Genomic DNA, 16793 nt, shown 5'->3' with positions numbered 1-16793 from the left:
TACACTCCTCGTATACACGATGTTCACGGATGAATTTTTCCTTCAACAACCTCCCCATGGCAATCATCGAATTACCAACGTCCGAAGCTCTTTCCTGCCTCAGTATGTACACTCTTTTTGTTACTGAGCTTTACGGGAGAAAAAAAGCGTCACCGTGCCGAATGTGATGCCAAATTTCTTCATCTCGGTTTTATTAAACAGATGGTTGTCATCCTGCAAGTACATCCAGTCATCAAAGTTTAATAGCCATGTTTTACCGTTGGCCTTCACATTCATGCTGTAATGCCAGTTAAAAGCATTACCTGCTTCGCCGCCCTTTGCGACACCTTCAATATCGTCGGCAGTGCCCTCGTAACGACCGGCACTGACCCGACGGATGTGCCACACCCGCTGCTGTTTCTCTCCGTTGTCATACACAAATCGTTCGTTGAGGGTTAACGTGTTGCCTACCACATCACCGTTGATGCTCACATGGAAACGGCGAAGCTGTTTGCCGTTGCGATTCTGAACCATTCCCCACGCCTGCGTTTCTCCCTGAAAGTACTGAAAGATATCCAGTGTCGGCTGCTGCTGGCGATAGTCAGCGATGTCTGCGCTACAACCGGCCAGCTGCATCATCAACAGCAGGCTCAGCATGAATAAATGTTTCACTTTTCACCTCCAGTGAGTTGCATCATCGACTCATCCACGTTCAGCCGTCAGTTGCACCACGCTAATAGTGCGAGCCTTAAATCCAGCTTCACAGTAGCCGAAGTAGTACAGCCACATGCGACGAAAACGTTCATCAAACCCCAGTTTTTCAATATCCTGCCAGGCATGGGCGAACTGTTGCCGCCAGTGAGCGAGTGTCAGGGCGTAGTCAGGTCCCATATCGAAAAGATTGCGCACGACAAAATCGGTATGCTTTGTCATCAGGCTGCTCATCGCAGTGATACTGGGTAAAAATCCCCCTGGGAAAATATAACGCTGTATAAAATCGACGTTTTTACTGTAATCGCGATAGCGCTGATCCTGAATGGTAATGGCCTGAATCACCATCTTGCCCCCGGGACGCAGGCGAGCCTGACAGGTACGGAAAAACTCTGGCAGGTAGCGTCGCCCTACCGCTTCGATCATTTCAACTGACACCAGTTTGTCAAATTCCCCGGTCAGATCGCGGTAGTCGCTCAGGAGCACTTTCACTCTGTCCTGTAAACCAGCGCGGGCAATGCGGGCATTAGCCCATGTAAACTGCTCCTGCGACAGCGTGGTGGTGGTCACACGGCATCCGTAATGACGCGCGGCGTATTCCGCCATTGCTCCCCAGCCAGTACCGATTTCCAGCAGGTGGTCATCAGCGGTGAGCGCCAGCTGTTCGCAAAGTCGCGCCATTTTAGCCTGCTGAGCCTGTATTAACGTCAGTTCCGGACGGGTGAACAATGCGCTTGAGTAGAGTAAATCCGCATCAAGAAAGTGCGCATAAAATGCATTGCCAAGATCGTAATGGGCTGCAATGTTTTCTCGCGCCTGTTGACGATAGTTGCGTCGTGTCCAGTGACGCAAACGCTCAACAGGTCTGCTCAGCAGGCGAAAACCGTTTTCCAGTCGGCCCAGTATGGTGCGGTTGAGTGCGAATATCTGAAGTAACGTGGTTAACTGTTGCGTTTCCCACTCCCCATCAATCCAGGCTTCTGCCGCAGCAAGACTTCCACCAGTCAGCACTCTCCAATACACCTTCGGGGAAATAATATGAACGTCGGCGCGTAATTCTGCCGACATGTTGCCAAAATGAATGACCTGCGCCCCTTCCCGCACGGTAAGTGAACCTTCGCGAAGGCCACTTAGCACACGAAAAAGGAGCCAACGCGCCAGACGCAGCGTGCACGGAATATCAGGTTCAAGCGCAAAGACGGGATCGGTCATGATCGTTCACTCCTGCTAGCGGGATGGTTGTAGAGTGGGACTCGCTTGAGCCACAACCTCAAAGCCTGCCAGTAAATAGCGACCACCGTTTTAAGTGTCATAAATGGCAGGCGCAACAGCAGTGCGTGCAGACTCGCTTTCGTCAAAGGCTCACGCTTGAGCATCAGGGTGGCATCAAATACTTTCGCTGCCTGATGGTTTTCAATATGCATATGCAGCGTTTTACCGGGCGGGTTAAATCGCCAGTGATAGACCATGTCCATTGGGTTAAACGGAGATACGTGGAAGGCTTTATCCAGCGGATACCTTTTCTGTGCATCTATGGCGTAGTAATAACGCTCATTCCACGGCGTATTGCGGACCTCTGCCACTACCCAGTGCAGTATGTCTTTGCGATCATAGTAGTAGTAGAAATTGACTGGATTGAAATGAAAGCCGAGGTAGCGGAGCTGTGTCAACAGCATCACACGACCATCTGGTCTAGCCCCTGTCAGACGGGTAAGTTGATTTAACGCTTTTTCTTTCAACGGTGTCCCCAGCGGATAATCGACATCATGAAAAGCCGCTGCTGCAAAGTGATTTCTTCGTATCCCTACGCCAGGGAGTTGCTCCAGTTCATCCAAATCGAGCCAGGCCATAAACACCTGATAACAAAACTGGTGCGTTTTAGGTTGAAGGCGGCGGTGGCGTAAAAGCCCCTGGTAAAGGCAACTGTTCATTTTAGCGACCCATTCCTGCGACTATGCCCTGAACCACATCCAGTGCACTCCGCACGCCATCTTCATGAAAACCGTTATACCAGTAGGCACCACAGAACCAACTCCGACGCAGGCCACTTATCTCATTGCGGCGAGTCTGTGCCTGCCAGCTTTCAGGATTAAATAAAGGATGCTCGTAGACAAAGCGTTTCCAGACGTATTGCTCTTCAACAGGAATGTCCGGATTGAGTGTCACGCAGAATAATGGGCTCCCTTCAGGCAATCCCTGGAGAATGTTCATGTTATAGGTGACACAGGCTCTGGCCAGATCCTGTCCGCTAAGACGATAATTCCAGCTTGCCCACGCACGTTCGCGTACCGGCAACCAGCGGTGATCGCTATGTAGCACTACCTCGTTACGCTGCCAACCAAACGCCCCCAGCACGTCACGCTCGCTGGGGGTTGCATCCTCAAGCATGGCCAGCGCCTGTGAGGAATGGCAGGCAAAGATCACCTGGTCAAAATTATGTGTTGATTCCGCCAGCGTGATGTTGACGCTGCTGTCGTTACGCGTCACCTGTAGAACTGGGGTATTTAGGCGCAGCGTCAAACGTTCGCCCAGCAGTGCCAGCATCGCGCGGATGTATTCCCGTGATCCGCCCGGCACAACGTACCACTGCGGTCTGTTCCTGATATCCAGCAGTCCATGATGCTCAAAGAAGCGTAAAAATAAGAGTAGCGGGAAACGACGCATCTCCTGGAGCGAAGATGACCAGATCGCCGCGCCCATCGGCAGAATATAGTGACGCGCAAAAAAAGCACTGAAGTGATGCTGGTCAAGGAATGTCTGTAGCGTTGCAGAAGGGCCGATCTGATCCAGTGACTGTTTCGCCAGAAAATTAAAACGAACAATCTCTTTCAACATTCCCCAAAAGGCAGGATTAATCAGGTTACGACGCTGCGCAAACAGTGATGTCAGAGTGTGACCACTGTATTCGAAACCGCTTTGCGGATCATGCACTGAAAAACTCATCTGCGTTTTTTGCCCATGGATGCCCAGTTCACTCAGCAATCCCATAAAACGCGGATATGTCCGGTCGTTATAGACGATAAAGCCGCTATCAATCGCAAAACGCCCCTGAGGCGTAACCACATCCACGGTGGCGGTGTGTCCGCCAGGGGTCGACTCCGCTTCAAAAAGAGTCACCTGATGGTGCCCGGCAAGACGCCAGGCGCAGGTCAAACCGGCGATACCACTGCCAATGATAGCGATATTCATGAGCGCACCATCCTGCGCAGCACTGAGCGCTGGAGCCCTTCAGGTAGCCCAGCCAACAGTCGCAACATCACACTAAAGCCTGTCGGAAAGGCGATATGGTTTTTCCCTTTTGCCAGGCCGCAGCGAATTGCCTTCACCGCATATTCAACGCTCACCTGGCCTGGCATGGGAAAATCGTTTTTACGCGTGAGAGGTGTATCGACAAACCCTGGTGAAACAACGGTCACCGCAATACCTTTCTGTTCCCAGTCCAGACGCAAGCTGTTAGCAAACCAGGTCAATGCGGCTTTGGAGGCACCATAAGCTTCAGCCCTTGGGAAAGGCAACCAGTGCGCCATCGAACTGATGAACACCACACGGTTACCCTCCGTCAGCTGTGACTGGAGTGCTTCAAGGCAATTCACAGAGCCCAAATAGTTCGTCGCCATGACGCGCGCGACCAAAGCAGCGTCCACCCGTCCATCGTCCAGATATTCGCAAGTCCCGGCGCAGAAAATAGCCAGATCGGGCTGGCAGTCTGCGAGCCCCAGGCGACAGGCGGCCCTGTCTGTCATATCGAACAGCCGTACTGTGATTTTTGGACTATATCGACGCAAGTTTTCCAGCCGCTCAGGATCGCGACCGCAGGCAATAACATCACTGCCTTCATCAGCCCATGATTTTACGAGCCCTTCGCCAATCCCGGAACTGGCGCCGGTAATGAGGACGGTTGTCATGCGCCTACCCTCCTTTTGATGCTCCGAACGGCCCATCCCAACAAAGGCAAATGTTCATAAATCATTTGTCCGGCGTCGTAGTAATCACGCTGTCGGAATATCTTTTCACCCTGGATCTCAACCGTTGAACATCCTGGTAAAGAGCGTATTTCGCCACCGGCTATACGCGGATGCGACCAGTGCATGGTCCACGTCACGGCAAAACGTTGGGTATCACACAGCGGAGGATCAATGGCAAAACGGCAGGCGCTTACATTTGCCAGCAGATACGTGAAATAGCGCTGGATTGCAAACAGTCCATTATGCTCCCCGAAGGGATCAATAAGTACGGCGTGCTTGTCGTACAGCCCGGCAAGTGCCGGAACGGACTTCTTATCCAGACCGGCATAGTAATCAACGAACCTGTCAATAACGGATGGCTGTTCGCGCATAAATCCTACCCTTACGAAAACCACGTCGTGTGGCGCATAATTAAAACTTACACAAACTTATTTATTTGTCCAAGTTAAAGGCAGGGAATATTTTTAATTACTTAAAATTCAACTGGTTAAAATTTTTTGGCGAGGGGTTATGTTGACTGGCAGAAATGGCTGTTCATTAAATCAACTGTGTCAGGGACGGGAGACTACTGAGATATCTTATGAAGAGAGCGGCATTCTGTTGCCAACTCTCTGAATGTATTACGGTGTGGTTTTTTAAACTGGTGCTTCTTCATTTCCAAACGGAATTATTGAGATATGGCCGTTACGCTCGAGAATGGCATACTTAATTTTTGCAAACTCTGTTATGCCATTGTTTTGACGAGCGGACACCAGAATATCATCACATGACACATCTACTTTCTTAAGCTTATCAATTAACGGTTTACCATTTTCAACCAAAATAACGGGCGAGCCATCAAGAATATCTTCTACAGGAGAGATATATTTTTTCATCAACCCAAATATAATATCCACCACCACCAGAGTGGTGATTGTTATCATTGCCCCCGTAACCGAAAAATCTTCACCCAGCAACGCTTGTTGCGTTGCTTCACTGATAATCAGGAGCAGAATAAGATCAAAGCTGGTCATCTGAAGTAACGCTCGTCGTCCAGCAATTTTAAATACCACCATCAAAAACAGGTAAATAGCCAGTGCACGAAAGACCATATCCATACCGGCCTCCTAAGGGTAAATAAATTGCCAGAATTGAATTCCCGGCTCGTTGTTTACTCGGATAACGTTGTTCCATTTTCCTGCTCTGGAAGGTGTAATGAATATCCAGACAGAGATGCTATCTCCCTTTTTCAGCTCATCGTAGACCATATACAGCGTTCCTCCGTGACTGTACATACTGTCCGGTTGTGGCCAGACGCTACCAGGTTCATAGGCATTGCTATTTTCTGCGGTTAAGCTGATGGTGGATTTTCCTGCCGCTTTAACCAGAAAATTGAGTTGCATTCTTGATTCTGTCTGGCGACGACCAAAGCGCTCGTAGTCGAGTCTCACTGATTTTGTTGCATTTATTTTTTCGGCACTACTGACTACCCCTTGAGAAAAAAGACCCACAAGCGCAGCAACGATAATAGCCAGTAAGATAACAAACCCCACTTGTCGAAATATATATTCAAATTTCAGTAAGTGATAGTTTTCATTGACACCAGAAACCTTTTCATTTTTACGATTCATGATGGTTATTACCGTATCGCTTATTATTTGAAGTCTTTTGATTTATAAGGACAATATTTTTAAGACTTATCACATTTGCCACATAAAGGAATAGCAATAATACTTAATAAGTCAAGTTACCGGAAATGAAGGATACCAGATGAAATTATCACTTTTTTCAGTATTTTTGATATTTATGGCCCCTGCCGCTCTTGCCGATAATAATGGAGGGTTACAAAAGGGTGAAGCACCTCCACCGCCACATGCACTGGATAGCGGTTATCGAGGCACGGATGATGCGCGAATCATGACCATTAATCAGGCCAAAGAAATGCATGATGGTGCAACTATTTCATTGCGCGGAAATCTAATTGATGGTAGCGGCGATAAGTATGTTTTTCAGGATAAAACAGGAAAAATCGACGTTATTATTCCACAGGCCGTATTTGATGGTAGAACCGTAAAACCTGACCAGATGATCAGTATTAATGGTTCGCTTGATAAAAAATCCTCTCCGGCTGTCGTTCGGGTCGATCATATGCAAAAGTAAATTCAGCGAAGTGTTAACGCTGCCAGTATCCATCAATTCTCACCCCTTACCTTTAAGGAGTCAGTTATGAGTGATATTCAACACCGTACGAACGCTAAGCAACCCCCTTTCCCTGAACAGCGACAAACTCCTCCTGGGCTGGCTTCTGAAATGCAGCCACTTCCCGATCACGGAGAGAAAACGTATAAAGGCCATGGTCGCCTTGCCGGCAAAAAGGCCCTTATCACCGGCGGTGATTCCGGGATTGGCCGCGCTGTGGCCATTGCCTATGCCCGTGAAGGCGCAGATGTCGCCATCAATTATCTGCCGGAAGAAGAGAAAGATGCGCATGAGGTCATTGCGCTGATAAAAGCGGAAGGTCAGATTGCCGTCGCTCTTCCTGGCGATGTACGGGACGAACAGTTTTGTCAAAATCTGGTAGAAGATGCTGTCAATAAACTGGGAGGGCTGGATATTCTGATTAATAACGCTGGCCGCCAGCAATATTGCGAATCGATTGAAGATCTCTCCACCGAAGATTTCGACGCGACTTTCAAAACCAATGTCTATGCTCCTTTCTGGATAACCAAAGCCGCACTCCGGCACCTGAAAGCCCCCGCCGCCATAATTAACACCTCCTCTGTACAGGCAGCAAAACCGAGTGCCTTGTTGCTGGACTACGCTCAGACCAAAGCCTGCCTGGCCGTGTTCACTAAAGCACTGGCTAAGCAGCTTGGGCCGAAAGGGATACGGGTTAATGCTGTTGCACCGGGTCCTTACTGGACAGTATTGCAATCCAGTGGCGGACAGCCGCAGGAAAAAGTAAAACAGTTCGGGAAAGACACGCCGCTGGGCCGTCCGGGACAGCCTGTTGAGATTGCACCGTTGTATGTGACGCTGGCCTCGGATGAATGCTCGTATGCATCAGGGCAAGTCTGGTGTTCTGACGGGGGCGATGGCGTACTGTAGCGCTGCTCTATCCCGTTAAGTCCTGCGTATTGTCAATATGCACAAATTCGCTTGAAAGTGCACGATAGTGCGTATTACCATGCATTCTTCATTTTAAAACGTGCAAACACATGTCAAACCGTGCAATCTCATGCAGAGGGACAGTTAACCAGGTTTGCAGAACGTACAACAAAGAATGAGGTATGTATGACACAACAACTGATCTTAATCGCCGGCCCTTACCGCAGCGGAACTGACGGCGTACAGGCACGCATCGATGAGAATCTCGCCAGGCTGGAAAATGCCGCACTGGCGGTTTACCAGCGCGGGCATGTTCCGGTTATTGGTGAGTGGCTGGCTCTGCCGCTGGCAAAAGCGGCGGGATCTCAGTTTGTAGGTGATGAAATCAGTGAGGAGATGCTTTACCCCGTTGCTCACCGGCTCATTGCCAAATGCGATGCCATTTATCGCATTGCCGGTGGATCCAGAGGGGCTGATTTGGATATTGAAGTGGCGCAGAAACTGGGATTAGCGGTGTACACATCCCTCGACAGCATTCCTCAGGCCTGAGGATAGTCACAAACCTGCCTGTATTTTCAGGCAGGTTTCAGGTTGAGCCCCCTGCACTTTTACTCAGCCGGCCATGCAGTCTGAGCACATTCTTGTATATCGAGGTCGCGACCTTTTGCGAAAAGTCCGTGGGTAAAGAACTCATCACCGTATCCAGCGCCTGCGGCACATGGTCGATAAATTCCTGCATTATCCCGGTCATCTGGTTTTCAGGAAACCTGACGGCCCTGGCTGTCGCCATAAAATGTCTCGGATAGATCTTGTCAATATCGTTTTTACGGCCTTTTGAGGCATTCAGGCTCATGGCCAGTTTCAGATCGCTGATGTGGATCCCGGCGCCGCCCAGCACAGGAAACGCCGAAATGATGTCGTAGAACGGGGTCAGTCGATAACTTCCGCCAGGCTGGATGAATATCGAGAAGTTCTTGGCATGTCCATCTGTTGCCCCCGTTATCCACTGAAATAGCTGGAATTTCATGAAATTATAACGATCGGTAAGCGCTTCGCTGGAGCCCAGTAAAAATGCCATGATGTGTGGAATACCGGGGCCGCCATCAGACTCATACTTCACGGACGAAGGAAGCCCAAAAGTCTGACACATATCTTCCTGCGGTAATCGCAATAAAACTGAGCGGCTTGCGTTCCAGCGACGGTCAAAACGCTCGACGGCAAGTGCCCGCACCCTGCCCGCTCTGATGATTTCTGCATTCGGCACATCAAATCTCAGCGCTCTGGCCAGCTGCAAACAGAAGTATTCATTATCCACACTGTCGCTCAAATCCAGCGTGGCATTAGGCTGTTTAATCTCGCCAATCGGCAGCTTGATGATATGCGTGGTAGGCGTGATCCCTTTCGGAATACACCAGTCGTCACCGGCTTTAAGGAGCGCCGTTTTTTCCTGAGCGCCAGCAACGGAAATGCGGAAATCATTTTCCTCATTAATCATCCCCAATGGAATGTCTGACTGATAAGCCGTCAGCACCGTCTCGAGCTTCTCTTCGCTCAGTGTCTCCCATGTCATTTCCGGTGTCGTACTGTTTTCATTTGCGGGTAATAACGTCACCGCGCCAACGCTGTCACGCCCTACCTCTGCCAGTAAATCAAAGGGTTGCCTGGAACGGGCGTGGTAGCGCTTAACAATACGATCCCGTACCGCCGGGCTATCCGGGAGCAGGTTGTCAAAGAAATTGAACACCGCATCAGAGGTAATTTCACCAAATTGCAGCGGAAGCGATAACGACAATGGCCTGGCATACCGGTTCAGTAGCCATTCATTGGCATATTTAAACGTATGGGCTCCGTTAGTCAGCTTTGTCAGTTCGCCGACCCGTTCGTTATTCATCCACGTCACTAGTTTTGGCATTACCAGTCCAGGCCCTGTTGGTTGTTATTGTCTGACCCCGACGCCGTATCGTCTTTTTCATACAATGCCATGGTCATTTCAAGGGATTGCAAGATCCTGAAGAACGTTGTCAGCGTGGTGTTATCCGGATTGTTTTCAAAATTCGAGATGGTGGCCTGTTTAATGCCGATTCTTTTGGCCAGGTCGCTTTGCGTCCAGTTATTTTTCTGACGCACCAGTCTCATGGTATTCGCCAGCTGGACCGGACTATAAATCATTGGTGGTTTCATCTGTTCACGCCCGCGGTTTACCCCCTTGAAGGGATATCGTCAGTATTATCCCTTACAAGGGATATTGTCAACTTTATATCCCCGCCAAGGGATAATACCGTGTTTATCCCTTGGCGGGGATAAATCAACCCGTTCATCTCACTTTCCCGTCTGATACAATCAAAGAGCAACGTTACCATGACGACGAGATCAGGATATGCGCCCTAACATGCTTGAATATATGGATATATTTGTCCGGGTAGTTGAGCTAAACAGCTTTACCCGCGCGGCCGAACAGTTACAAACACACCGGCCATCCATCAGTAAAGCGATCACCCGGCTGGAAAGCGAGCTGGGGGTAAAGTTATTGCACCGGACAACCCGAAAGCTCCAGCTGACTGACGAGGGGCACGCATTTTACGAAAGGTCAAAACTCCTGTTAAACGAAGCCGCCGAACTGATGGCGTCCTACTCGTCCGGGCAGCACCCGCGCGGGCGATTAAGGGTGGATTCGCCCCTGGCACTCACTCATACCATGCTGATCCCTGCGTTGGGTGATTTTCAGCAACGCTATCCCGATATTGATATTGTTTTGACCTCAACAGATCGCAAAATCGATTTCCTGTCGGAAGGGATCGACTGCGTTATTCGCCTGGGAAAACTGGAAGACTCAAGCTTTATTTCCCGCCGTCTGGGTAGTGTGCAGCTGATGACCTGTGCCGCTCCTTCCTATCTGGAAAAATATGGTCAACCTCAGACGCTGGACCAACTCCAGGATCATAAAGCTGTCAATTTTTTCAGCCGAAACAGCCGTGAAGTGATGGACTGGCAATTTATTGTTGAGGGCAAAGTAGTTAACCAGAAAGTCAAAAGCAGCATTCTGGTGGATAATTCAGATACCTTTCTGACCTCGGCGCTTAATGGGCTGGGCTTGATCCAGGGCATTAGTGTTGCGCTTGCTCCACATATCGCCTCCGGGGTGCTGGTCCCGGTTCTGTCGCAGTACCCCTGCGCCCCAAAAGACGTGTCGGTGTTGTTCCCGGACAGGCGCTATTTACCGCCTAAAGTCAGGGTCTTTATTGACTGGTTCAGTGACGTCTTTTCCCGCTATCAGGGCTGATACGATTGGTAATTTAAAGGCAACACTGAGGTGCCCGGGTGGTGCTTTATCCTTCACGGACAACCTCTTACAGTAACCCCATCGAATCATTAACTCGTTTTATCGTGGGGTTTACTATGTCTAAAGTTGTCACTTTTAATCGTACCGGTGCGCCAGACGTGCTGGAAATCACTCATATGACGGTCGCCGCGCCAGCAAGTCATGAAGTACAAATCCGCGTGAAAGCCATCGGTATTAACCGGGCCGAAGTGATGTATCGCACCGGACAATACGTAATTGAGCCGCAGTTCCCTGCCCGCCTGGGATACGAAGCCGCCGGGATTGTCGAAGCCGTGGGCACTGGCGTCACGGATTTTGCCCCGGGCGATCGCGTCAGCGTTATTCCCTCTTTTATGTTCAGCGAATATGGCATGTACGGCGAGCGGGTAAATGCCCCCGTTCATGCCGTGGTAAAACACCCTGATAATCTCTCCTTCGAAGAGGCCGCAGCCAGCTGGATGATGTTTGTTACTGCTTACGGCGCGCTGATTGAGTACGGCAATTTGCAGGCCGGGCAATATGTCGCGATTGGTGCAGCATCAAGCAGCGTGGGCATTGCCGCCATGCAAATCGCAAATATGGTCGGGGCTAATCCGATAGCACTTTCACGTACCCGCAGTAAAAATGCGCTGCTGATGAATGCGGGCGCGTCGGCGGTGATTGCCACCACCGAGCAGGACGTTACCGAAGAACTGAACAAGCTGACTCACGGCGCAGGGGTGAATATTGTGTTTGATCCGGTCGGTGGCCCTGACGTGGCAAAACTGGCCTGCGGAATGGCGAAAGACGGCGTGTATTTCCAGTACGGCGCGCTGGACGAACGTAATCTGTCGATCCCGGTGATGGATATTCTGGGGAAACACCTTCTCTTCCGGGGTTACGAACTGTTTGAAATCACCACAAACCCGGAAAAAATGGCCAGAGCAAAAGCTTTTGTCTACGACGGGCTGCGTTCCGGGAGATTAAAACCCGTCATTGATACGGTATTTCCGTTCGATGACATCGTACAGGCACACCGTTATATGGAATCGAATAACCAGACCGGCAAAATTATCGTGACGCTTTAAGCCCGTTTATGCTGGTCGTGGTTATCGTTCATAAGTGTCGTTAACATCCTGCGTGGTGTCGGTGGCTGTCACCTGCACATCGCGTAACACCAGGCCATCCACGCCGGATATTTTGCCGAACTCGCTGGCGTCTATCACAACGGATGCCAGCGTTAACGCCGAAATTGGTCGGTCTGGATAGCCCTCAATAAAGAATGCGCGGGAAAATACGCTGCTTTCTGAGCGGCGCGCAGAGATATTTTCCAGCGTCAGATTGCTGACGTGAGTCAGGCCAGCCTCTCCCTGAACATCGTCCGCCAGTTTGCGCCAGTGGTCGGGTTTATCCGCCAGATTTCCCCGCTCGCCATAGCTGTATTGTGCAAACCAGTTCAGCTGGATCATCACCAGGAAACGCACATCAACGAGTTGCAGATGGCGAACCTTGATATCGCGAATAAAGCCGCCGCGATTACGGGCAGATTTAATGCGAAACCCCACGCCCGTGCCGTTGAAACGATTATGTTCAATCAACACCCGTTCAATCCCGCCAGAGGTTTCACTGCCAAGGGTAATACCGGAACCACTGTTCAGCGTGCAGTCATGGATGACAATATCCCGTGCGCTGCGGGCTTTTGACGCCGCCTCCTGTCCTCGCCCCGCTTTGATACAAATATTGTCGTCATTGCAGGAGACCACACAGCGCTCCACCCGTACCTGTTCGCAGGAATCGATATCAATGCCGTCGGTGCTTGGCCCTGCTGAATTGCTTATCTGAACGCTGTCGAGCGCTATATGGCGTGAATAACAGAGATGCACATTCCAGAAGCCCGACTCGCGGCTGGTGAAATCACGCAGCGTGATGCGCTCGCTTTCATATACCAGAATGTTACGCGGTCGCTGGCAGTCATAATCCACCACCCATCGCAGGCCTCTGGTGCTGTAATCGCCCAACATGCCACTGCGCTCATCATCTCCCCAGAAGCGTTGCCACCAGACAAGCCCCTGGCCGTCGATTGTGCCGCTGCCGGTGATAGTGACATCGTGGCAATCAATAATATTGATCATCGCCGCAGGCCAGCGCATATCAATGCCCGCCACGCGGGTATCAATCAGCGGATAGTCATCCAGGTGCTGGCTGCCAAGAAGCTGTGCGCCAGCCTCCAGGTGCAGGGTCATTCCACTTTTCAGAAAAAGGGAGCCGGTAAGGAAACGACCTGCCGGGATCACCAGGGTACCGTTGTGACCCGTCCCGGCAATTGCCCGCTGAATGGCGGCCGTTGATATCTGTCGCCCGCTGGGATCTGCCCCAAAATCACACACATTACGTTCCGTCATGTTATTTCCTGATTCGGATAAAAATCATGAGTATACGTAGCAGCCACAGGCATAACCTTTTTGTCACCGACACCCAACGGTGAAAGCTGGCAAAAATACGGTAATGATTTCAATGACAGGAACGGTGAACGCGAGCCCCGGTCAGAAAGCGAGCTCTGGCACCAGAGCATCTTTACTGTGCATACACGCCTTCCATGCTCGCCCCGGGTCGCCATTATCTAAAATCGTGGATGTTCGGTATTCAACAACGCGTACCCGCTGGGTGGTGAAGCCCTCATCTGGCGGAAGAACATATTTCACCGTCGTCCAGCGGCTGTTGGTTGACTTCCCCTTCGCCACCAGGTCGATCGTTTTCTCTTTAACCTCTTCAGAACACTGATGCGCCGCCGCATCAACCCGCTGGTATTTCTTTTCCTGAGGGGATAGATAACCCTGAGACGAGCAACTCACCACGGCAAAACATGCCAGGGTTGCTACACACATCTTCTGAAACATGGTCTGTTCCTTAAGCGTAAAATCTGCTCACCGTTTTTGGCTGTTTCCACCTAAGCGTAGTCACGTTATCCTGAATTTTCATGTCAATAGCGGAGCATATTATGTCAACACTGCACCTTCTTTGCGGGAAAATCGCCAGTGGAAAATCCACGCTGGCCGCGAGCCTGAGCGAAACGCCTGGCACGGTAGTGATAAGTGAGGACACCTGGCTTGCAGCGCTTTATGCCGACCAGATGACAAGCGTGGCCGATTATGTCCGTTGCGCGGGGAAATTACGCCTGGCACTCACGCCGCATCTTGTGGCGTTACTGAAAGCGGGAGTCTCAGTGGTGCTCGATTTCCCCGCAAACACGGTTGCTAACCGCCAGTGGATGATGACGGTTATCCGTGAATCCGGGGTTCCGCATCAACTGCATTTTCTGGATGTGGCAGACGATATCTGTAAAGCGCGATTGCGCGCCAGAAATGCCTCTGGCGAGCATGATTTTGCGGCCACCGATGAGCAATTCGACCTGATCACCGGTTACTTTGTCGCCCCGGAAGAACAGGAAGGATTCAACATCATTCGTTATCAGGATCAGCCGTCGTAATCACGGAAACGCCCTTTTCCCTGACCGCCTTCATCCAGGTCTTATCGGTGTCGCTTTCCACCACGACGGTGTTGATAAGCGACAGATCGCCAATCACAAAAGACGATGCAGTATTAATTTTCTCGGGCGAAGCCAGCACGATGGTTTCCGCCGCCCTGCCGGAAAATGCACGTTTGATGCACGCTTCTTCATAATCACCCGTCGTCAGGCCAGCTTCCGGGTGAATACCGGTGACGCCCATAAAGAACAGATCGGCATGAATGTTTCCGATGCCCTCAATGGCTGCGGCGCCCACGGTAACAATAGAGTGTTTATACAGCCGCCCGCCAATCAGGATAACCTCAATACACGGATGATCGACCAGACCCAGCGCAATCCCCGGGCTGTGCGTTACTACGGTAATGCGCAGATCCTGCGGTAAAAAAGTCAGCAGTTCAGAGGTGGTTGTTCCGCCATCCACAATTACCACTTGCCCCGCCGAAATCAGCTGCGCCCCTTTTCGGGCGACACTCTTTTTAGAGTCAATTTTCAGTGTCTTACGTTCAGCAAACGGTGCAATTGCGGAGGATGATGGTAGTGCGCCACCGTGAACGCGCTGCAGACGCCCTTCTGCGGCCAGCTCGCGCAGGTCGCGGCGGATGGTATCTTCGGACACATCAAAATGGAGGCTCAGTTCCCTTGAGAGAACCTGCCCCTCCGCACCGAGTTTTTCAAGGATCAATTGCTTTCGCTGGCTGGTTAGCATCGTTGTCTTCCTGATATTGCACGTTTTATCTTGAAAGTGCGTGGTTATGCTGATTATGATAACAGCTCAACGCGAGGAGATACAATCGTGCATACCAAACATGCAGAAATACGCATTATCGAAACAAAGACGTTGTCCGATAACTGGTACATCCTGAAAAAATACACATTTGACCTGCAACGCCACGACGGTGAATGGCAAAGACAGCAGCGCGAAGTCTATGACCGGGGAAATGGCGCAACGATCCTACTCTACAACCGCGATAAAAAAACGGTGATCCTGACCCGCCAGTTCCGCTTCCCGGTGTTTATCAATGGACATAATGGCTATCTGATTGAATCTGCGGCAGGGCTTCTGGACAACATGGATCCTGAAAGCAGAATCAAAGCCGAAGCAGAGGAAGAGACCGGCTTTCGTGTGTCCCGCGTGCAGAAGGTTTTCGAGGCGTACATGAGCCCGGGATCGGTTACTGAGAAACTCTATTTCTATCTTGCTGAGTATCAGCCCCGCGACCGGGCAAGTGCTGGTGGCGGTATAAAAGCAGAAGGTGAAGATATCGAAGTACTGGAGCTGACGCTTGAAGAGGCGTTACGCGGAATCGAAACCGGGCTTATCGTCGATGGTAAAACCATTATGCTGCTCTACCACGTTGCCCTGAAAGGCATTTTATAACATCGCGCAGTACAGATACCTGCCGCCGTGCAGGTATCTGCCTATGCTATTCTTGCTGAAGAATAAAACAGGAGATGCGCAAATGGCCGACTGGAACCCTTCGCTTTATCTGCAATACGGAGCAGAACGCACACGCCCCGCCGCTGAGCTACTCGCCAGAGTCCCCCTTGACGATGTGACGACAATCGTTGATCTCGGTTGCGGGCCGGGTAATAGCACGGCGTTGTTAAAACAACGCTGGCCTACGGCCGACATTACCGGCGTGGATAATTCGCCAGCAATGCTGGAAGAAGCACGTAACGCCCTGCCTGAATGCCATTTTGTTGAATCTGACATCCGGCACTATAAATCCGCTCAGCCGCTGAGCCTGATTTACGCCAATGCGTCTTTGCAGTGGATCCCGGACCATTACACGCTGTTATCGCACCTCGTTTCGCTGCTGCGTTTAAACGGTGTTCTGGCGATTCAGATGCCTGATAACTGGCTTGAACCGACGCACGTCTCGATGCGCGAAGTGGCATACGAACAAGGTTACCCTGACCGTGGGCGTGAACCCTTACCGGGTGTACATGCGTATTACGATATTTTGAGCGATGCCGGGTGTGAGGTGGATATCTGGCGGACAACCTACTTCCACAAAATGAGTTCGCACCAGGCGATTATTGACTGGGTTAGCGCCACCGGATTGCGCCCGTGGTTGCAGGAGTTAAACGAGAGTGAGCAGAAGAATTTCCTGAAGCGTTACCATCAGCTGCTGGAAGAGCAGTATCCGCTCCAGGAAAACGGGCAGATACTGCTGGCTTTTCCGCGACTGTTTATTGTCGCTAAACGTGTGCCCTGAGGCGTTTA

General features: G+C 50.9%; 21 protein-coding genes. 8 read left to right on the top strand and 13 right to left on the bottom strand.

The genetic code is table 11. From position 1 onward, the window contains the following. Positions 1-120: 120 nt before the first annotated feature. The 8 genes from N1249_RS11100 to N1249_RS11065 all read right to left on the bottom strand — a co-directional run bounded on the left by N1249_RS11100 (position 121) and on the right by N1249_RS11065 (position 6265). Positions 121-636, bottom strand: coding sequence for a DUF3833 domain-containing protein (locus N1249_RS11100; protein ID WP_409193173.1), 516 nt, complete (start codon positions 634-636; stop codon positions 121-123). 45 nt (positions 637-681) lie between these two features. Beyond that, positions 682-1902, bottom strand: coding sequence for a cyclopropane-fatty-acyl-phospholipid synthase family protein (locus N1249_RS11095; protein ID WP_259837809.1), 1221 nt, complete (start codon positions 1900-1902; stop codon positions 682-684). Then, positions 1899-2621 carry a DUF1365 domain-containing protein gene (locus N1249_RS11090; protein ID WP_259837800.1) on the bottom strand — a complete coding sequence of 241 codons (723 nt, stop codon included), beginning with the start codon at positions 2619-2621 and terminating at the stop codon, positions 1899-1901. The genes N1249_RS11095 and N1249_RS11090 overlap by 4 nt, the downstream gene beginning before the upstream one ends. Before the next feature lies 1 nt (position 2622). Beyond that, entirely contained in the window at positions 2623-3879 is a 1257-nt protein-coding gene (locus N1249_RS11085) for an NAD(P)/FAD-dependent oxidoreductase (RefSeq protein WP_259837798.1), read from the bottom strand. Beyond that, a complete protein-coding gene (locus N1249_RS11080) occupies positions 3876-4595 on the bottom strand; it encodes an SDR family NAD(P)-dependent oxidoreductase (RefSeq protein ID WP_259837796.1) in 720 nt (239 codons plus the stop codon). The genes N1249_RS11085 and N1249_RS11080 overlap by 4 nt, the downstream gene beginning before the upstream one ends. Further along, positions 4592-5026: a nuclear transport factor 2 family protein gene (locus N1249_RS11075; protein ID WP_259837794.1), complete on the bottom strand. Its 435-nt coding sequence runs from the start codon at positions 5024-5026 to the stop codon at positions 4592-4594. Before N1249_RS11075 ends, N1249_RS11080 begins: the two co-directional genes overlap by 4 nt. Before the next feature lie 264 nt (positions 5027-5290). Further along, positions 5291-5752: a DUF421 domain-containing protein gene (locus N1249_RS11070; RefSeq protein ID WP_259837792.1), complete on the bottom strand. Its 462-nt coding sequence runs from the start codon at positions 5750-5752 to the stop codon at positions 5291-5293. 9 nt (positions 5753-5761) lie between these two features. Further along, complete coding sequence (locus N1249_RS11065) at positions 5762-6265, bottom strand: hypothetical protein (protein ID WP_259837789.1); 504 nt, start codon at positions 6263-6265, stop codon at positions 5762-5764. A 139-nt stretch (positions 6266-6404) separates the two neighbouring features. Between N1249_RS11065 and N1249_RS11060 the strand changes: the two genes are divergently transcribed. From N1249_RS11060 to N1249_RS11050, 3 genes are all read left to right on the top strand, one after another. Continuing rightward, entirely contained in the window at positions 6405-6794 is a 390-nt protein-coding gene (locus N1249_RS11060) for a YdeI family stress tolerance OB fold protein (protein WP_259837787.1), read from the top strand. A gap of 66 nt (positions 6795-6860) precedes the next feature. Continuing rightward, positions 6861-7742, top strand: coding sequence for an SDR family oxidoreductase (locus N1249_RS11055; RefSeq protein ID WP_259837785.1), 882 nt, complete (start codon positions 6861-6863; stop codon positions 7740-7742). Positions 7743-7928: 186 nt separating this feature from the next. Then, positions 7929-8291 (top strand): DUF4406 domain-containing protein, encoded by a 363-nt coding sequence (locus tag N1249_RS11050; RefSeq protein WP_259837783.1) that lies wholly within the window; start codon positions 7929-7931, stop codon positions 8289-8291. A 37-nt stretch (positions 8292-8328) separates the two neighbouring features. Here N1249_RS11050 and N1249_RS11045 read toward each other — a convergent pair whose 3' ends face one another. Together N1249_RS11045 and hipB are read right to left on the bottom strand one after the other, a co-directional pair. After that, positions 8329-9654: a type II toxin-antitoxin system HipA family toxin gene (locus N1249_RS11045; RefSeq protein WP_259837781.1), complete on the bottom strand. Its 1326-nt coding sequence runs from the start codon at positions 9652-9654 to the stop codon at positions 8329-8331. Further along, the gene (gene hipB, locus N1249_RS11040; protein ID WP_409193167.1) at positions 9654-9911 is read right to left on the bottom strand and encodes a type II toxin-antitoxin system antitoxin HipB; all 258 of its coding nucleotides are present in this window, start codon (positions 9909-9911) and stop codon (positions 9654-9656) included. The genes N1249_RS11045 and hipB overlap by 1 nt, the downstream gene beginning before the upstream one ends. Positions 9912-10119: 208 nt before the next feature. On the opposite strand from hipB, the gene N1249_RS11035 reads away from it, so the two are divergent. Together N1249_RS11035 and N1249_RS11030 are read left to right on the top strand one after the other, a co-directional pair. Then, on the top strand, positions 10120-11022 hold the full coding sequence (locus N1249_RS11035; RefSeq protein ID WP_259837777.1) for a LysR family transcriptional regulator: 903 nt from the start codon (positions 10120-10122) through the stop codon (positions 11020-11022). Positions 11023-11138: 116 nt separating this feature from the next. Further along, entirely contained in the window at positions 11139-12128 is a 990-nt protein-coding gene (locus tag N1249_RS11030) for a zinc-dependent alcohol dehydrogenase family protein (protein ID WP_259837775.1), read from the top strand. A 21-nt stretch (positions 12129-12149) separates the two neighbouring features. Here the strand turns inward: N1249_RS11030 and N1249_RS11025 are convergent, their stop codons facing one another. Both N1249_RS11025 and N1249_RS11020 read right to left on the bottom strand, forming a co-directional pair. Beyond that, positions 12150-13442, bottom strand: a complete 1293-nt coding sequence (locus tag N1249_RS11025; RefSeq protein ID WP_259837773.1) for a glycoside hydrolase family 28 protein — start codon at positions 13440-13442, stop codon at positions 12150-12152. A 141-nt stretch (positions 13443-13583) separates the two neighbouring features. Beyond that, entirely contained in the window at positions 13584-13937 is a 354-nt protein-coding gene (locus tag N1249_RS11020; RefSeq protein ID WP_259837770.1) for a hypothetical protein, read from the bottom strand. A 101-nt stretch (positions 13938-14038) separates the two neighbouring features. Here N1249_RS11020 and N1249_RS11015 point away from each other — a divergent pair, with 101 nt between their 5' ends. After that, positions 14039-14527 carry an ATP-binding protein gene (locus N1249_RS11015; protein ID WP_259837768.1) on the top strand — a complete coding sequence of 163 codons (489 nt, stop codon included), beginning with the start codon at positions 14039-14041 and terminating at the stop codon, positions 14525-14527. Here the strand turns inward: N1249_RS11015 and N1249_RS11010 are convergent. Continuing rightward, positions 14499-15272 (bottom strand): DeoR/GlpR family DNA-binding transcription regulator, encoded by a 774-nt coding sequence (locus N1249_RS11010; protein WP_259837766.1) that lies wholly within the window; start codon positions 15270-15272, stop codon positions 14499-14501. The two genes, N1249_RS11015 and N1249_RS11010, sit on opposite strands and share 29 nt — an antisense overlap. A gap of 87 nt (positions 15273-15359) precedes the next feature. Here N1249_RS11010 and N1249_RS11005 point away from each other — a divergent pair, with 87 nt between their 5' ends. Both N1249_RS11005 and tam read left to right on the top strand, forming a co-directional pair. Continuing rightward, a complete protein-coding gene (locus tag N1249_RS11005; protein WP_259837764.1) occupies positions 15360-15944 on the top strand; it encodes a GDP-mannose pyrophosphatase in 585 nt (194 codons plus the stop codon). 82 nt (positions 15945-16026) lie between these two features. Then, on the top strand, positions 16027-16785 hold the full coding sequence (tam, locus tag N1249_RS11000; RefSeq protein WP_259837762.1) for a trans-aconitate 2-methyltransferase: 759 nt from the start codon (positions 16027-16029) through the stop codon (positions 16783-16785). Positions 16786-16793: the final 8 nt, after the last annotated feature.

This window comes from Enterobacter sp. CP102 (assembly GCF_025152625.1).
In the GTDB taxonomy this organism is placed as follows: Bacteria; Pseudomonadota; Gammaproteobacteria; order Enterobacterales; family Enterobacteriaceae; genus Enterobacter; species Enterobacter soli.
The sequence above is the reverse complement of the archived record's forward strand: the minus strand, read 5'-3'. Positions and strand labels throughout refer to the sequence as shown.

What these genes read in the sequence shown, in the direction of transcription:
- N1249_RS11100 (WP_409193173.1), bottom strand. Translation starts at nt 636, where the DNA reads ATGCTGAGCCTGCTGTTGATGATGCAGCTGGCCGGTTGTAGCGCAGAC.
- N1249_RS11095 (WP_259837809.1), bottom strand. Translation starts at nt 1,902, where the DNA reads ATGACCGATCCCGTCTTTGCGCTTGAACCTGATATTCCGTGCACGCTG.
- N1249_RS11090 (WP_259837800.1), bottom strand. Translation starts at nt 2,621, where the DNA reads ATGAACAGTTGCCTTTACCAGGGGCTTTTACGCCACCGCCGCCTTCAA.
- N1249_RS11085 (WP_259837798.1), bottom strand. Translation starts at nt 3,879, where the DNA reads ATGAATATCGCTATCATTGGCAGTGGTATCGCCGGTTTGACCTGCGCC.
- N1249_RS11080 (WP_259837796.1), bottom strand. Translation starts at nt 4,595, where the DNA reads ATGACAACCGTCCTCATTACCGGCGCCAGTTCCGGGATTGGCGAAGGG.
- N1249_RS11075 (WP_259837794.1), bottom strand. Translation starts at nt 5,026, where the DNA reads ATGCGCGAACAGCCATCCGTTATTGACAGGTTCGTTGATTACTATGCC.
- N1249_RS11070 (WP_259837792.1), bottom strand. Translation starts at nt 5,752, where the DNA reads ATGGATATGGTCTTTCGTGCACTGGCTATTTACCTGTTTTTGATGGTG.
- N1249_RS11065 (WP_259837789.1), bottom strand. Translation starts at nt 6,265, where the DNA reads ATGAATCGTAAAAATGAAAAGGTTTCTGGTGTCAATGAAAACTATCAC.
- N1249_RS11060 (WP_259837787.1), top strand. Translation starts at nt 6,405, where the DNA reads ATGAAATTATCACTTTTTTCAGTATTTTTGATATTTATGGCCCCTGCC.
- N1249_RS11055 (WP_259837785.1), top strand. Translation starts at nt 6,861, where the DNA reads ATGAGTGATATTCAACACCGTACGAACGCTAAGCAACCCCCTTTCCCT.
- N1249_RS11050 (WP_259837783.1), top strand. Translation starts at nt 7,929, where the DNA reads ATGACACAACAACTGATCTTAATCGCCGGCCCTTACCGCAGCGGAACT.
- N1249_RS11045 (WP_259837781.1), bottom strand. Translation starts at nt 9,654, where the DNA reads ATGCCAAAACTAGTGACGTGGATGAATAACGAACGGGTCGGCGAACTG.
- hipB (WP_409193167.1), bottom strand. Translation starts at nt 9,911, where the DNA reads ATGATTTATAGTCCGGTCCAGCTGGCGAATACCATGAGACTGGTGCGT.
- N1249_RS11035 (WP_259837777.1), top strand. Translation starts at nt 10,120, where the DNA reads ATGCGCCCTAACATGCTTGAATATATGGATATATTTGTCCGGGTAGTT.
- N1249_RS11030 (WP_259837775.1), top strand. Translation starts at nt 11,139, where the DNA reads ATGTCTAAAGTTGTCACTTTTAATCGTACCGGTGCGCCAGACGTGCTG.
- N1249_RS11025 (WP_259837773.1), bottom strand. Translation starts at nt 13,442, where the DNA reads ATGACGGAACGTAATGTGTGTGATTTTGGGGCAGATCCCAGCGGGCGA.
- N1249_RS11020 (WP_259837770.1), bottom strand. Translation starts at nt 13,937, where the DNA reads ATGTTTCAGAAGATGTGTGTAGCAACCCTGGCATGTTTTGCCGTGGTG.
- N1249_RS11015 (WP_259837768.1), top strand. Translation starts at nt 14,039, where the DNA reads ATGTCAACACTGCACCTTCTTTGCGGGAAAATCGCCAGTGGAAAATCC.
- N1249_RS11010 (WP_259837766.1), bottom strand. Translation starts at nt 15,272, where the DNA reads ATGCTAACCAGCCAGCGAAAGCAATTGATCCTTGAAAAACTCGGTGCG.
- tam (WP_259837762.1), top strand. Translation starts at nt 16,027, where the DNA reads ATGGCCGACTGGAACCCTTCGCTTTATCTGCAATACGGAGCAGAACGC.